The 15,321-nt window shown below is 35.3% G+C and carries 13 protein-coding genes and 1 pseudogene; 6 read left to right on the plus strand and 8 right to left on the minus strand.

All coding sequences use genetic code 11. The features are described from left to right. The first annotated feature begins 204 nt into the window (after positions 1-204). From EKL98_RS12940 to EKL98_RS12950, 3 genes and pseudogenes are all read left to right on the plus strand, one after another. Complete coding sequence (locus tag EKL98_RS12940; RefSeq protein ID WP_126461608.1) at positions 205-495, plus strand: hypothetical protein; 291 nt, start codon at positions 205-207, stop codon at positions 493-495. After that, a pseudogene (locus tag EKL98_RS18600) lies at positions 494-702 on the plus strand (anti-sigma factor); the annotation flags it as partial. The gene EKL98_RS12940 and the pseudogene EKL98_RS18600, both read left to right, overlap by 2 nt. Before the next feature lie 200 nt (positions 703-902). Next, entirely contained in the window at positions 903-2,351 is a 1,449-nt protein-coding gene (locus EKL98_RS12950; protein WP_126562832.1) for an IS1182 family transposase, read from the plus strand. A 592-nt stretch (positions 2,352-2,943) separates the two neighbouring features. Here EKL98_RS12950 and EKL98_RS12955 read toward each other — a convergent pair. From EKL98_RS12955 to EKL98_RS12965, 3 genes are read right to left on the minus strand one after another with little or no spacing between them, the layout of a single operon-like run. Continuing rightward, positions 2,944-5,619 (minus strand): beta strand repeat-containing protein, encoded by a 2,676-nt coding sequence (locus EKL98_RS12955; protein ID WP_126562833.1) that lies wholly within the window; start codon positions 5,617-5,619, stop codon positions 2,944-2,946. A gap of 8 nt (positions 5,620-5,627) precedes the next feature. Further along, entirely contained in the window at positions 5,628-6,251 is a 624-nt protein-coding gene (locus EKL98_RS12960; RefSeq protein WP_126461617.1) for a hypothetical protein, read from the minus strand. Further along, entirely contained in the window at positions 6,248-6,730 is a 483-nt protein-coding gene (locus EKL98_RS12965) for a T9SS type A sorting domain-containing protein (protein ID WP_126461620.1), read from the minus strand. Before EKL98_RS12965 ends, EKL98_RS12960 begins: the two co-directional genes overlap by 4 nt. A gap of 313 nt (positions 6,731-7,043) precedes the next feature. Between EKL98_RS12965 and EKL98_RS12970 the strand changes: the two genes are divergently transcribed. Both EKL98_RS12970 and EKL98_RS12975 read left to right on the plus strand, forming a co-directional pair. Next, positions 7,044-8,207, plus strand: a complete 1,164-nt coding sequence (locus EKL98_RS12970; RefSeq protein WP_126461623.1) for a helix-turn-helix domain-containing protein — start codon at positions 7,044-7,046, stop codon at positions 8,205-8,207. 98 nt (positions 8,208-8,305) lie between these two features. Beyond that, on the plus strand, positions 8,306-8,641 hold the full coding sequence (locus EKL98_RS12975; RefSeq protein ID WP_233589434.1) for an OmpA family protein: 336 nt from the start codon (positions 8,306-8,308) through the stop codon (positions 8,639-8,641). Between the two features lie 79 nt (positions 8,642-8,720). Here EKL98_RS12975 and miaE read toward each other — a convergent pair whose 3' ends face one another. Then, a complete protein-coding gene (gene miaE / locus EKL98_RS12980; protein WP_126461626.1) occupies positions 8,721-9,302 on the minus strand; it encodes a tRNA-(ms[2]io[6]A)-hydroxylase in 582 nt (193 codons plus the stop codon). Positions 9,303-9,412: 110 nt separating this feature from the next. On the opposite strand from miaE, the gene EKL98_RS12985 reads away from it, so the two are divergent. Further along, positions 9,413-10,654 (plus strand): glycosyltransferase, encoded by a 1,242-nt coding sequence (locus EKL98_RS12985; RefSeq protein ID WP_126461629.1) that lies wholly within the window; start codon positions 9,413-9,415, stop codon positions 10,652-10,654. 56 nt (positions 10,655-10,710) lie between these two features. Here EKL98_RS12985 and EKL98_RS12990 read toward each other — a convergent pair whose 3' ends face one another. From EKL98_RS12990 to porV, 4 genes are all read right to left on the minus strand, one after another. Continuing rightward, a complete protein-coding gene (locus EKL98_RS12990; protein ID WP_126562835.1) occupies positions 10,711-12,384 on the minus strand; it encodes a pyruvate dehydrogenase complex dihydrolipoamide acetyltransferase in 1,674 nt (557 codons plus the stop codon). Positions 12,385-12,391: 7 nt separating this feature from the next. Beyond that, a complete protein-coding gene (gene pdhA / locus EKL98_RS12995; RefSeq protein WP_126554627.1) occupies positions 12,392-13,390 on the minus strand; it encodes a pyruvate dehydrogenase (acetyl-transferring) E1 component subunit alpha in 999 nt (332 codons plus the stop codon). A 156-nt stretch (positions 13,391-13,546) separates the two neighbouring features. After that, entirely contained in the window at positions 13,547-14,029 is a 483-nt protein-coding gene (gene cdd, locus EKL98_RS13000; protein ID WP_126461638.1) for a cytidine deaminase, read from the minus strand. An 85-nt stretch (positions 14,030-14,114) separates the two neighbouring features. Next, entirely contained in the window at positions 14,115-15,287 is a 1,173-nt protein-coding gene (gene porV / locus EKL98_RS13005) for a type IX secretion system outer membrane channel protein PorV (RefSeq protein ID WP_126562836.1), read from the minus strand. Positions 15,288-15,321 lie beyond the last annotated feature (34 nt).

A 15,321-nucleotide genomic window follows, 5' to 3' on the forward strand; every position in this document is an offset into this window, starting at 1 on the left:
TTTGAACCCCAGTCTGAAAAGACTGGGGTTCTTTTGTTTATAGATACCACGTGTTCGCCATGCGGGCTCGGTTCGTCACCTTTCTTTGAAAACCCCTATTCCGATAGGAATAGGGGTTTTTGTTTTAAAAAATTATGTTTTTTTACTTAAATTTGGACAAAGTTTTAAACTAATTTTATTAGTACATGACAAAAACATATATTATTGAAATTCAACAAAATAACTGCTACTAAAAACAGCTCTTATAGAAGAATGCAAAGATTCATGAAGGAATTTTATTTTCGCATGAAAATAGTTTCTTCATTGATATTCATTTTATTATCAGCTAAATCCGATTTGGTATTGGTGCTAGATAGAACCAATTGGAAGTTCGGAACTAAAAACAGTAACATTCTGATGTTGGGAGTAAGTTATAAAAACGTAGCATTTCCATTGATGTTCAAAATGTTGGACAAACGAAGGAATTCAGATACACTAGGGAGGATTGATTTATAGAATGGTTTATGTAGATGCTACAGTATTACCGGAACCTCCAGAAGAATTGTATATCAAGTAGGGGCATTAAATTTGAATCCATTAACTCCTACAAGCATTGGATTATTAGATAATTTCAAGGTTAATGATCAAAAAATGTTTGCTGTAGCTAACGCAATTGATGCAGAAGCTTTTGGGATAACCTTAGAACCTAAGGAAGGAAGTTGAACCCTTACAATGGAACAATTATATACGTTAGGAAAAGTGTAAATAGTACTTCTTCTTAATTACTAACAAAAAAGGTTCAACCGTAAAGCGAGGGCACTGAAAAAGTCTTTTTAAGAATTAATTGTTAATAAAAAGGAGTAGAAAACTATAGTTTTTTGCTCCTTTTTTCGTATTTTTAATGGTAGCCAAAAGGCTTTTAGATGTTAGTTCAACAACAAAAAATTCAATTCAGTCTGTACTCTTCGTTATATGATTTAATCGTTCCCAAGGACAATATGCTAAGAAAAATCAATGAGTTGATAGGTTTTTCATTTATCTATGATGAGTTGCTAAATAAATACTGTACAAATAATGGTCGCACAGCAGAAAGTCCTGTGCGTATGTTCAAGTATTTACTTCTGAAAACAATTTATACCGTTTCAGATATTGATGTAGTGGAGCGTTCCCGTTTTGATATGTCCTTTAAGTATTTTTTGGAAATGGCACCAGAAGAAGATGTTATCAATTCTAGTACGTTAACAAAATATAGAAAACTACGTTTGAAGGACACCGACTTATTAAATCTATTGATTAGTAAAACGGTGACTATAGCCCTTGAAAAGGGCATTATCCGTCCTAAGTCTATTATAGTTGATGCCACACATACTTTATCGAGATCAAATCCATTTTCGGCAATTGCAGTATTGCATGAGCGTTCAAAACTACTGCGAAAAACGGTTTATTTATTTGATGACCAATGGAAAGAACGTATGTCAGAGAAGAACAATACCAATGAATTAGAAAAGGAATTGGCCTATTGTAAAGAGTTGGAGAGACGGCTAGAAAAAGAACAATCTTTAAGTTCTATACTTGCGGTGAAAGAAAAATTAAACTTGCTTAAAGAAACGATAGAAGACACTCAGGAAAATTTTACGTTATCAAAAGATCCAGATGCTAAAATGGGGCATAAATCCGCTGATAGTTCCTTCTTCGGCTATAAGACTCATTTAGCGATGACCGAAGAGCGTATCATTACAGCAGCTGTAGTCACATCAGGCGAAAAAGGAGATGGCCCGGAGTTACCTAAACTTTTAGAAATTAGTCAGGAAAACGGAATCGATGTTGATATAATTATTGGCGATGGAGCCTATACAGGAAAAAAAAATCTCAAACTCACAAGTGGGCAAAATATTAAAGTGGTAGCAAGACTAAATGTTACAATAGCACAAGGGGCTAGAAAAGACGAAGATAAATTTGATTACAATAAAGATGCCGATAGATTTGTTTGTCCTGCTGGTCACATGGCTATACGAAAGGCTTGCCAAGGCAAAAAAAATGTTGGAACCAATCAAATACAAACCTACTATTTTGATGTGGAAAAATGTAAGACCTGCTCTTTAAAAGAGGGTTGTTATAAAGAAGGAGCCAAGACAAAAACATATTCGGTGTCGATAAAATCGGACTTACACCAAGAACAAATCAGCTTTCAAGAAACTGACTATTACAAAGAAAAAGCAAAACACCGATATAAAATAGAAGCGAAAAATAGTGAGTTGAAAAATGTACATGGTTATGATAGAGCAATATCATATGGCATTACCAATATGCAAATGCAAGGTGCAATAGCAATTTTCGCAGTCAACTTAAAAAGAATACTCAAATTAATGTAGGAAAATCAAAGCTACATGCGCAGTACACTCAATGAGCCTATAAAAGTCAAAAATCGACTCATATAACCTATAATAAAAAACAGTTGTAAAAATTAAAACGCTCATAAAGGATCTTTAAAATCCTGTTATAAGCGTTTTTTTATTGTCTAAAAAACGACTCTAATCAAAATAAGTGAAGTTTTTCAGTGCCCTCCGTAAAGCTGAACCTTTTTTATATAAAAATCTAAAATAACAATAACTATAAAAATTATCGCTAATTTGCATCATTGGCTCAAGGTCATTTTTAAATTTTACGTGAAATATCACTTCGCAAAATCTACTCTTATTAAAATATTACCACAACCATCCTTTGTTACAAAAAGCAAAAACTTTGTCTATGCTATCCATCGAGGTATTCTTTCTTTAGCCCTGAATATACTCCTTACCAATTTCAATGCATCCCTTTTACCCCCCCCTTGGATAATTACAAACATTCATTTATTTTTTTGAAAAAATCTTTATCCAAGGGTATAAATCATAATAAGTGCTATTTTTTAAATTAGACCGCTTATGCGGTAATGAAAAAATGGTTAATCCCGATAGCTATCGGGAGTTAAAAAGCCCTAACTCCACGTACGGAAACCGCGGTGGTCTTAAGATCGATTATGACGTAACCAAGTAAGAAACTGAAGTTATACGCCATAGAGTTTGTATTTTCGGTACTGCTCCAATAGTTAGCTGATATTGAAAGCAGTGTGTTGTTACCTGCTCGCAAAGCCTTTTGTGCACTATAACGATTGGAATACAATAATATTAATTCATCAATACTTGGCAAATACCACTCAGGGCCTAATCCGTTAATATAAGTTTTCGTTGGGCTTCCTGTCATTAAATTGGTGTTAAATGCACCATCTTCGGTACGGTTGGCACCTGTAAGTGTGGGTGCTGTTTGCCATGCATATGTGCTTTCGGTAAGCGCAACGATAAGCCCGTGTTCTAAACCATCGCTACCTTTGTAGAGATAATAAATTATGCCACCATTAAAGAGTTCGCCAAGGTAATGTGTAAAACCACCCGATGCTGCTGCCCAAGTAGCCACACCACTTCCATTTGTTGTAAGTACTTGCCCGTTGGTGCCATTTATAGCAGGATAAGTAATACCACCAGCGGTTAAACCTCCAGTTAATGTCCAGTTCGTACCATTATTTTGTGCTTTAATGGCTCCTGTACCGTTGGCTAAAATGATGTTGTTGGTAAGCGTTGTGGCTAAACCTGTTACATTAGCCCCTAGTATGGTGTTGCCAGATCCTGTACCGGAACCTGCACTTACACCTGTATTGTAACCGATAGCAGTATTGTTGTTGCCTGTTGTGTTTTCGTACATCGCATCCTTACCTATAGCAGTGTTGCCGCGACCTGAGGTGTAGTAAAGGGCATTAGAACCAATACCAGTATTGTTACTGCCGATTGCGTTAATGTGAAGAGCATTAACACCGATAGCAGTATTTTCGCTACCTGTGGTGTTGTTTCTAAGGGCTAGAGCTCCATTGGCGGTGTTAACGCTACCTGTGGTATTGACCTTTAATGCCTCATAGCCTACCGCTGTACTATAGAATGAATTGCCTGTACCACGCCCTACAGTAATTTCATTGAATTTCGCATCAGTGCTAAAAGTTTTTACGCCCGCAACAGTTTGCGCAGTTGTTAAATCTACAAAAGAACCTCCAGCAGAAGTTGCCGCATTTACAAATGCGGTTGTGGCTAAGGCGGTCGTATTATTTCCAACCGCTTGAGTTACGCCAATAGTTCCGGTTGGCAATATAGGTGCGCCGGTAAAAGTTGGAGAAGCTATATTAGCTTTTAAGGCTAATGCGGTATTTGTAGCGGCGATTGTTGTTAAGCCGCTCAAATCTTGATCCCCTGAGTTAGTGCCCGATTGATTGCCAAGTTTTGTGATTTCTGTTGCGTTGATAAGTCTTTCTCCTGTTACTTTATCTACTTTGGATCCTAATGCAGTTGCGGTTAATGTTGAAACAGGTTTATTAACATCGCTGGTATTATCTACATTACCTAAGCCCACCATTGTTGAGGTAATTCCTGCTACCGTTCCGGTAAAAGTGGGAGAAGCTAATGGTGCTTTCAGGTCTACCGCACTTTGATCTGATTTAGCTGCCAGCGCAGCTAGACTCGCCTTTAAGTCTAATGCGGTTTGTATGGCAGTTGATATCGGCTTTGCTGCATCGCTTGTATTATTTACATTGCCTAAACCGACCATCGTTGCTGTTACTCCAGATACAGTTCCGGTAAAAGTAGGAGAAGCTAATGGTGCTTTCAGGTCTACCGCACTTTGATCCGCTTTAACTGCCAGCGCAACTAAACTCGCTTTTGCATCTAATGCGGTTTGTATGGCAGAGGAAACAGGTTTATCTGCATCTGCTGTGTTATTTACATTGCCTAAACCTATATCGGTTTTATTTAGTGTTATTGCTCCGTTTACCTGTGTAACTCCGTTAACTGAAGTGGTTAAACCAGCTGCTCCTGTTGCACCGGCTACTCCTGCTGCGCCAGTATCCCCTTGAATTCCTTGGGGTCCTGTTGTAGGTACTTGACTATCTACATAAGTCTTAACCGATTTTACCGTTGGATATTTAGTATCTGATGCAGCATCAGTTGCAATACTAGTGCTTTTGTTTGTTACATTTTCTTTTAAACTGAATACTAATTGAGCAGCGGCACTTATTGGTTTATTCAAATCGCTCGTATTATCCATATTCTCCATTCCGAAGTTTGTTTTTAAACCACTCATCGTAATCGCTCCGGTACCTCCATTTTCAATAGCCACCATACCAGTAACATTTTCTGCATTTTTAGTAAAAAACGCAAAAGGAACCGAATTAAAGTGCTGATTGCTTATTTCAGTAAAAGAGTTGCAACTGCCATTTGTGTTAATAGCCACAATCAATTTTTTACTGATAGAATTCCATACGATTTCCTGAAAAGAGGAAGCATACCCGCCTGTTTGTGATCCTGATCCAATGATCAGATTGACAATTCCAAATTTATCTGTTTTAGTTTGAATCACTTCCTGATATTCTACATTAGAATATTCGTCAACAAATTCAAACTTCATGCAAATGTCTTTACTTACTAAAAAAGCATTTGAATTATTTACTCCTGGTATTTTTTCTCCTTTTGGATTCAAAATTACGGCCTGATAGGTTATCCCATTAGTTTGCGCAAAATTTTTGGCGCCAATAAAAAGGAAAATAAGTAGAATTATTTTTTTCATAATTTAATTTATTTAATTGGGAAATTAACACCTAATTGTAGTTGATGGGTCATGAATGATATTTTTTCAGTTGTCGAATTGGATATGTTTAAAGTTTGACCATAATTATAGCCAATACTTAAAAAACCCAGGGAAGGAACACGATACTTGACTTGAAAACCGATGGATGATTCCACTACTAGTCCCGTAAATTCCTTTTGGTGCACTAAATCATAATAAGCGCCATCTATTTTTTGTTTTCCATAAATGATGGTTTCGCCTAAAATACCCACTTGCAGTAAAAAATTTAATTTATGAAAATCGTCCATAGGGAACAAAGAAAATCCTAATCCTGTTTTAATGCCCAGGTATTTAGTTTCCCAACTATAGGAATTTGCAACATTCCCGCCTAGGGCATTATATTCATTAAGAGAAAGTCCATATGAATAAAGTATATGCTTATTTAGTATCGGTTTATTAAACCCAATTTCATAAAAATTACCCGTTCCGCTTTGAAGATCTGGATCTGATTGCCCAAAGCCATTCTTATAATCATACTTTGTAAAATTCTTTCCTGTATTTAAAAAAATTTCTTGTGAAAATAATTGACAGGAAGTAATTAAAATAACAAATAGTAGGTAATTTTTCATCATCGTTTTATAATTTTAGTATAATAATTGAGGTTGGTGGAATTTAGTCGTACTAGGTATTCTGAACTTGGCAACTGTGCCAAATTAATAGTCAAAATTGTGTTGACGGATACTTTTTTTTGTTCAAATATCAAACGTCCCAAAATATCAAAAATAGAAATGGTAATTAGATCAGTAATCGATTCTGAGAATTGAAAATTGACAGTTTCAGTAAATGGATTGGGATAGGTTATGGTTTTAATACCTTCAATCACATCTATTTTATTGGAAGTAATATATTTCCCCCAAAGGCTTTGCTGAAATCCTTGCATTACGGTATAATCTTTATTCGTGGAAGTTCCTGTCATACTTTGCTGACCAATAGTTTGTACTACTATCAAACCATTATATGTTTTTGTTGATATCCCTTGAGAAGAAAGCATTTCATGGTGTAGTACCTGTGCATAAAAAGCTGTACTGAAAAGTAAAAGTAAATATTTCATATAAACGGATTTTGATGTAATGATAAGACAAAAAAAAAGCTATCAAACATCATAAATCCGACGAACTACACAAATTAATCAAAATAGTAAGAGTTTTTGAGTTTTTAGTAAATAATAAATTCAAAAAATGATACAATAAAAAGTAATTCTGAAATCAAAAAAGAATTGTTTCAATGTTAATTTAAAAACATATTACTTGTTTTTGAATTTTTTTGCTACCGAAAAATTGAATTAATAATATATATTTGTCTTTGTGTCGCAGCGTCTATTTCAGTAAAAACAAATTTTTAGTTTTATTTAAAATATATAAATTTTGATTATAAATTTACTTTTCATTATCACTGGTTTTTTAGGCTTTTTAACCTTAATAATAATCCTAGCAAGCTTTAGAAGAAATAAAACGATCAATTTTTATTTAATATTGATTTTTACTCTAATTTCTATTCGTTTTCTATTAAGCGGATTTTTCTCTTTTGGTTATTTAGTTTATTTAAAAGAACATTATATTAATTACTGTAAATTTTTAATACTAATCATTCCTAGTTTATATTTGTATTTTAAAAATTTAATTGCCGATCAGAAGCTATTTATGAAGGCTGATCTTGTCCATTATATTTTCCCTCTTGCATTTTTGGCGATAAATTTATCTGTCGTAAGTACAAATTATTTCTTGCCACCCTCTTTTTATTTTTCCTTCTTTTTAGTCTTAATATTGTACACCATAACATACTTTTTTTTGGCTTACCAGATATTAAACAAGAATGTTTGGGCAAAAAAAAATGGAGAAAGTAATAGTAAACATAGTATATTGATTAAAAAATGGAACCTTTTTTTGTTCATCATAGTATTAATTATTTCGCTTAAACTTTTTGCGACGCTCTTTTTAGTTAACGATTATCGCAGTGGTTTTGTTGTAGCCGATCGTTTTCAGTGGATAGGTGCAATAATTTGGATAATAACTTTTTTTAGAGTATTAATATCTCCAGAATTACTTTATGGCTACCCAATTTTTGATATCATGAAGGAAACAAAAAAGGTCAATCTGTTATTGGATACAGATTGGATTGTTGAATTTAACAAAGAGCAAAAAAAAGATCAAGATAGTAAATTACAAGAAAAAATTGATAAATATATTATACGGTATATTAATGAAATTGAGGAAATTTCTAGAAAATTTGAATTGTTTCAAGATTCAAAATTTTCAATAGTTGACTTAGCAATAAAATTAAATATTCCCAATAGCCATTTAAATTATCTTTTTAAGTATCATTCTAAAATCTCGTTTTTAGATTATAAAAAGAAAATCCGAATTTATCGTTCAATTCTATTGATTGAATCGAATTATTTAAAAACAAATACAATGGATTCACTAGCAAAAGAAGTGGGATTTGCCTCATATAATCCCTTTTTTACCAGTTTTAAAAATGTTACTGGAATTTCTCCACAAAAATATATTATCAAAAAAAATGATTTTTAAAAAACAAAAAAGCTTCCAATTTTATAGATTGGGAGCTTTTTTTTATTAGATTAAATCCTATTTCTAGTCCTTATTTTTACTATAGTATTTTCTATATTTTGAATCCTATTTATTTCGATTACAACAAAAGTAATATAACAAAAAAAGGCGCGACAGAACTTGATAAATTGGTTTATGTGATGGCTCAAAATGATCAATTAAAAATTAATGTAAAGGCACATACGGATTCCAGAGGAACAGAGGAATTTAACTTGGATCTTTCTGAGAGAAGAGCAAATGCTGCGGTAGCTTACATTGTTTCAAAAGGAATTAGTGTTGATAAAATAACAGGAGAAGGGTTTGGCGAATCAGAATTTAAAGTGGATTGTCAAGAGAATTGTACCGATGAGGAGCATGCCTTAAACAGAAGTTCGGAGTTTATGATCGTTAAATAATAGACTAGAATTTTAAGTAAACAAAAACAGGATACCGTAAAGCATCCTGTTTTTATTTACTATTAGATTGTCTGTTTAATTATCCATGAATCGTTTCCTGTTTTCCGTAATTAGTGATAATTGATCCTTCAAATTCTATCCATGCTGCCCATCTTTTGTCAACATCTACATTATCAGCATATTTCCGTGCAAATCTCAAAAATGTGGTGTAATGTCCCGCTTCACTAATCATTAAATCTCTGTAAAAAGTAGCCAGTTCAACATCTTTTATGTTTTCTGATAAAACTTTAAATCGTTCACAGCTTCTTGCTTCAATCATTGCTGAAAATAATAATCGGTCACACAATGCATCTTTTCGGCTGCCATCTTTTTTCATGAATTTGAAAAGTTCATTTACATAATGGTCTTTTCTTTCTCTGCCTAAAGTCAATCCTTTGCTTTTTATTAAGTCATGTACCATTTGCAGATGTTCTAACTCTTCTCTTGCAATTATTAACATTTCGGTTACTAGTTCTTCTATTTCCGAGTTGTAGGTAACAATACTGATGGCATTTGAAGCAGCCTTTTGCTCGCACCACGCATGATCCGTTAGAATTTCTTCTATATTTGATTCAACTATATTTACCCAACGCGGGTCTGTGGCTAATTTTAATCCTAACATACTGATGAAATTTATTTGTGCAAAATTAGTGTTTTATAATCTATTTTTGATTCAAATGACCAGATTGAACTCAAAATAGCATTATTTTGCAATTGAAATTTTATAATACTATGAATCAAGTTCAAAAGCTTTTAATTATTGGTTTTGTTTGGCCGGAACCCAATTCGTCTGCAGCGGGAGGAAGGATGATGGAATTGATTTCACTCTTTAAAGCGCAAGGTTTTAGCATTACGTTTGCCAGTCCTGCACAAAACAGTGATTACATGGTTGATTTACAAGAGTACGAAGTGGAGAAAATAGCAATAGAACTTAATAATTCCAGTTTTGATGTTATTATAAAAGAACTGAATCCTGGTGTGGTTTTGTTTGATCGTTTTATGATGGAAGAGCAATTTGGTTGGCGTGTTGCCGAAAATTGTCCGGATGCGTTACGGTTGCTAGATACCGAAGATTTACATTGCCTAAGATTGGCTCGTCAGAAAGCATTCAAAGAAAATCGTTCCTTTAAGACTACTGATTTATTTGTTGAAGAGGTAGCCAAACGTGAAATAGCCAGTATTTTACGTTGTGATTTGTCTTTGATGATTTCTGAATTTGAAGTGGAACTTTTGGAATCTACATTTAAAATTGAGAAAGCCTTATTGTATTATTTGCCTTTTTTATTGGAACCAATTGTTGTTGCCGAAATAGACAAGCTACCTTTCTTTGAAAAACGAAAAGACTTTGTTTTTATCGGGAATTTTCTTCATGAGCCCAATTGGAATGCGGTTCAGTATTTAAAAGAAACGATTTGGCCCTTAATTAAGATGCGTTTGCCAGAAACAGTTTTGAATATTTATGGTGCTTATCCTTCTCAAAAAGTACTGCAATTGCATAATAAGAAAGAAGGCTTCTTAATCATGGGACGTACCATTGATGCGAAAGAAGTTGTGAAGGAAGCACGAGTGGTTTTGGCTCCTTTGCGTTTTGGGGCGGGTATTAAAGGGAAATTATTAGAAGCCATGCAATGCGGAACGCCAAGCGTAACAACTACTATTGGTTCAGAATCCATGCATGGTGATTTGTCTTGGAACGGTAACATCACGGATGATGTTGTTGATTTTGCGGATGTGGCAGTACAATTATATCAAGACAAAACAATTTGGCTTCAAGCCCAACAAAATGGACTAAAAATTATTAATCAGCGCTATGTAAAATATTTGTTCGAAAATAACTTTAGAACTAAAATAGAATTTTTATGTGCTAATTTGAAGGAACATCGTCTGCGTAATTTTATGGGAGCCATGTTGCAACACCATACTTTAAAAAGCACAAAATATATGTCTCGCTGGATTGAAGAGAAGAATAAATAAAAAATCCCGTCAAGTTTTTGAAACAAGACGGGATTTGTATTTTAAAAACGGAGTTATTACGCAAGCATCGTTACTGGGTTTTCTATAAATTGTTTCAATGTTTGTAAAAATTGAGCTCCAGTTGCGCCATCAATTGTTCTGTGGTCGCAAGCTAAAGATAACATCATTGTGTTTCCTACCACAATCTGACCATTTTTCACTACTGGTTTTTCTACAATAGCTCCTACGGATAGAATAGCAGAATTGGGTTGGTTAATGATTGAGTTGAACTCAGTAATACCAAACATTCCAAGATTAGAAACGGTAAAAGTACTTCCTTCCATTTCTGTAGGTAATAATTTTTTGTTTTTAGCTCTTCCTGCAAGATCTCTTACGCTTCCGCCAATTTGAGATAAACTCATAGCATCTGTAAAACGCAATACAGGAACTACTAATCCGTCTTCAACCGCTACAGCAACTCCTATATTCACGTGATGGTTTATAAGAATTGAATCTTCTCTCCATTGTGAATTCACTTTTGGGTGTTTTTTTAAAGCCATTGCACACGCTTTTATCACCATATCGTTAAACGATACTTTTGTGTCCGGAACACTGTTAATGATTACTCTTGATTGCATTGCTTCATCCATTGCTACCTCTATCACTAAGTTGTAATGTGGCGCGGTGAATAAAGATTCTGCTAAACGTTTCGCAATGATTTTTCGCATTTGCGAATTTTTGATTTCTTCTGTAAAAATTTCTCCTGCTGGAACAAATACTTTAGGCGCAGCTGCAGTTTCTGTTTTGGCTGGTGCAGCCGCTACATTTGTCTGGGCTGGAGCGGCAGTTTGTGGCGTGAAGTTTTCAATATCGCTTTTTACAATACGTCCGTTTTCACCAGAACCTTTTACTTGTGTCAATTGAATTCCTTTATCACTTGCAATTTTCTTTGCTAATGGGGATGCTAAAATTCGTTGCCCGTCAGTTGATACTTCTTGAGCAAGTGGTTCTTGAGTCACTGGCTCTGAAGTTTTTTCTGTCGAAGCAACTTCTTTTTCTATCTCTTTTTCAGCTACGGGCGCTGCTTGTGGTGCTCCGCCAGTTTTATGATTTTCTGCAATTCCGGAAATATCCGTTCCTGCTGGTCCAATGATTGCTAAAAGGCTGTCTACTGGCGCTGAATTTCCTTCTTCAATTCCAATATACAATAAAGATCCTTCGTTGAAGGATTCGAATTCCATTGTTGCTTTGTCTGTCTCGATTTCAGCAAGAATGTCTCCTTCGGCAACTGTATCGCCTACTTTTTTTAACCAAGTCGCAACAGTTCCTTCGGTCATGGTGTCACTTAAACGAGGCATAGTAATAACTATAACTCCCTCTGGTAAAGCAGTGGTAGTAGGTTTTGTTTCTTCTTTTATAGCATCGGGAGTTGCTTCTGTAGTAGCTTTTGCTTCTTCTTTAACTGGAGCCACATCAGCTGTTTTTCCAGCGATTAAGTCAGAAACATCTTCGCCTTCATCTCCAATAATTGCTAACAAAGAATCTACAGCTGCGGTTTCTCCTTCCGGAATACCTATATATAAAAGAGTTCCTTCATTGAAGGATTCGAATTCCATTGTTGCTTTGTCTGTTTCAATTTCGGCAAGGATATCGCCTTCGCTGATTTTGTCCCCTACTTTTTTTAGCCAAGTCGCTACCGTTCCTTCCGTCATCGTATCGCTCAAACGAGGCATTGTAATTATTGTTGCCATAATTGATTTATAGTTTATGAGGTAAAAATGGATAGTTCTCTTGTTCGTATACTACATCGTAAAGTTGTTGAATAGGTGGGTATTCAGATTCTTCAGCAAATTTCACACATTCTTCAACTAAACTTTTCACTCTCTTATCGATTGCTCCAATTTCTTCATCGGTAGCATATTCTTTTTCTTTAATTATATCTAAAACCTGTGTAATTGGATCGATTTTTTTGTACTCTTCAACTTCTTCTTTCGAACGATACAATTGCGCGTCTGACATTGAGTGTCCTCTGTAACGGTACGTTTTCATTTCAAGAAAAGTAGGTCCGTCACCACGACGTGCTCTGTCAATTGCTTCTGTCATAGCTTCAGCAACTTTTACAGGATTCATTCCATCTACTGGTCCGCAAGGCATTTCATATCCTAGACCTAGTTTCCAGATATCAGTATGATTCGCTGTTCTTTCTACAGATGTTCCCATGGCATATCCATTGTTTTCAACAATAAATACGACAGGAAGTTTCCATAACATTGCCATGTTGAAGGCTTCGTGTAAGGATCCTTGACGTGCGGCGCCATCACCAAAATAGGTCATAGTAACACCCCCAGTTTCAAAATACTTGTCTGCAAAAGCCAATCCTGCACCTACAGGTATTTGTCCGCCCACAATTCCGTGTCCACCATAAAAACGGTGTTCTTTTGAAAAAATATGCATAGAACCACCCATTCCTTTTGAAGTTCCGGTAACTTTTCCTAAAAGTTCCGCCATCACACGTCTGGGATCAACTCCCATTCCTATTGGCTGAACGTGATTTCTGTACGCGGTAATCATTTTGTCTTTTGTCAAGTCCATGGCGTGCAATGCACCGGCTAGTACTGCTTCTTGACCGTTGTATAAATGTAGAAAACCTCTAACTTTTTGTTGGATGTATAATGCGGCAAGTTTGTCCTCAAACTTTCGCCAAAGCAGCATGTCTTCATACCACTTTAAATATACTTCTTTTGTAACTTCTTTCATCTGAATTTTTCTTTTGCTAAAGTGTTATTGTATTATCAATGTGTACCTATAACGCAAAATAGTTTCCTCCCACAAATTTGCGCCCCGAAGGGTCGGGATGCAAAAATAAGACATTCCAACTTAGAACTAAAATTTAATAGGTAGTTTTTGGATTTTTTACAAGTATTTTTTGTCAAACATAAAAGGGAGCAGGTTTTTTAGGGATTCGGATTTGTAAATTGTACCAATCTCTCCCATGAAATAGATTTCAATAGGAGTCTCTTGCCGAATTTCATATTCGGCTATGGATTGTCTGCAAGAACCACAAGGCGGTATTGGGGTCGAAGTCGTATTAGTATCTGAAGCAGCTGTGATAGCCATTTTCAAAATTTTAGCCTCTGGATAGACTGCGCCTGCATGAAAAATAGCCACCCGCTCCGCACAAAGCCCGGATGGATAAGCCGCATTTTCTTGGTTTGAACCTAAAACGATCTTGCCGTTATCTAAAAGAAGGGCTGCGCCAACTCTGAATTTTGAATACGGGGCATACGCTTTTTTTCTAATTTCAACAGCTTGTCCCATTAAATTCTGAATGTCATTTGGCAAATCTTCAATGGCATCAAATGCTTTGAATTGTGTAGTAATTATTATTTCTTTCATACTAATTTGAGGAAAAAAAATCCAAACTTCATTCCGAAGCGTTCGGGCTGAAATTTGGATTATTATTGGTAAATTTTATTTATGTTTAATATTCTTCGTATTTATCTCCAAAATTGAAGGTAAGTGAAAAACGAAGGGTGTTTTCTAAAGGGTTTTTTACTTTTGATGCCGAGAATAAATACGAAACATCTACTTTGACAACATTGTATTTAAAACCTGCTCCAAGGGATAAAAATTGTCTAGCCCCTTTCAACGGACTTTCATGAAAATATCCCAAGCGCATGGCAAAGGAATCTTGGTACAAATATTCAGCACCTACCGCATAAGTTACTTCTTTTACCTCTTCTCCAAATCCATCAGGCGCATCACCAAATGATTTAAAAACACCAGATGCCCAGCCTATTGAACGGTAATTGTCATTGTTTTGATTGCGTTCTTCGGGAGCCACTGTGCCATCTCCATTCAAATCTGGATTTTGAGGAGTTGGAACTAATAATTTATTAAATTCAACATTTAAAGCAACCTTATTATAATCGTCTAATATAAAATCAAAACCAGTTCCTATTTTTAGATTTGCAGGAATGAAATTATTATTGAAATCATCGTTGTCGTAACTAATTTTTGGTCCTAAATTCTGAATATTAAATCCCGCTCTCCATCTCCCGTTGAATTCATTGTACGCCAGTTCTTCGGATTGGTAAAAACCGGCTACATCAACAGCAAATGAACTGGCAGATGTGGCGTCGTTATTTTCGGAAGCAATTTTTAAATTAGAATTTATAAATCGTCCTGCAATCGCCATCGAGAATTTCTCGCTTAGTTTTAAGGAGTAGGAGCCGTCAATAGCAAATTCATTAGGCGATACGGTTGGAAAGGTTTCTGTAGGTTCGCCAGTTCTGCGTAATTCAATATCGCCCCATCCAAAATAACGAATGCTTCCTGCAAAAGCACTTCGGTCATTCAGTTTTTGATAATAGGTCAGTTGTGCTAATGCGATATCATTTACCAGATCAGTAAGGTATGGCGTGTAACTTATTGAAAACCCTTGCGCATCTGTGGCAAATGCATATTTTGCCGGATTCCATTGCTGAGAAAAAGCATCGGCTGATGTGGCAACCCCTATATCTCCCATACCTGCAGCTCTTGCATCGGCAGCGACTAATAAAAATGGAACTCCAGGGTTTATGACCCTATTATCCTGAGCTTTTGCAAAGGAAACCATAAATAAAAGGGTAAAAATCAGTATTGTTTTTTTCATTATTTCAGAAGGTTTGTTAAACAAATATAGTATT

It is taken from the genome of Flavobacterium bomense (assembly GCF_003970355.1).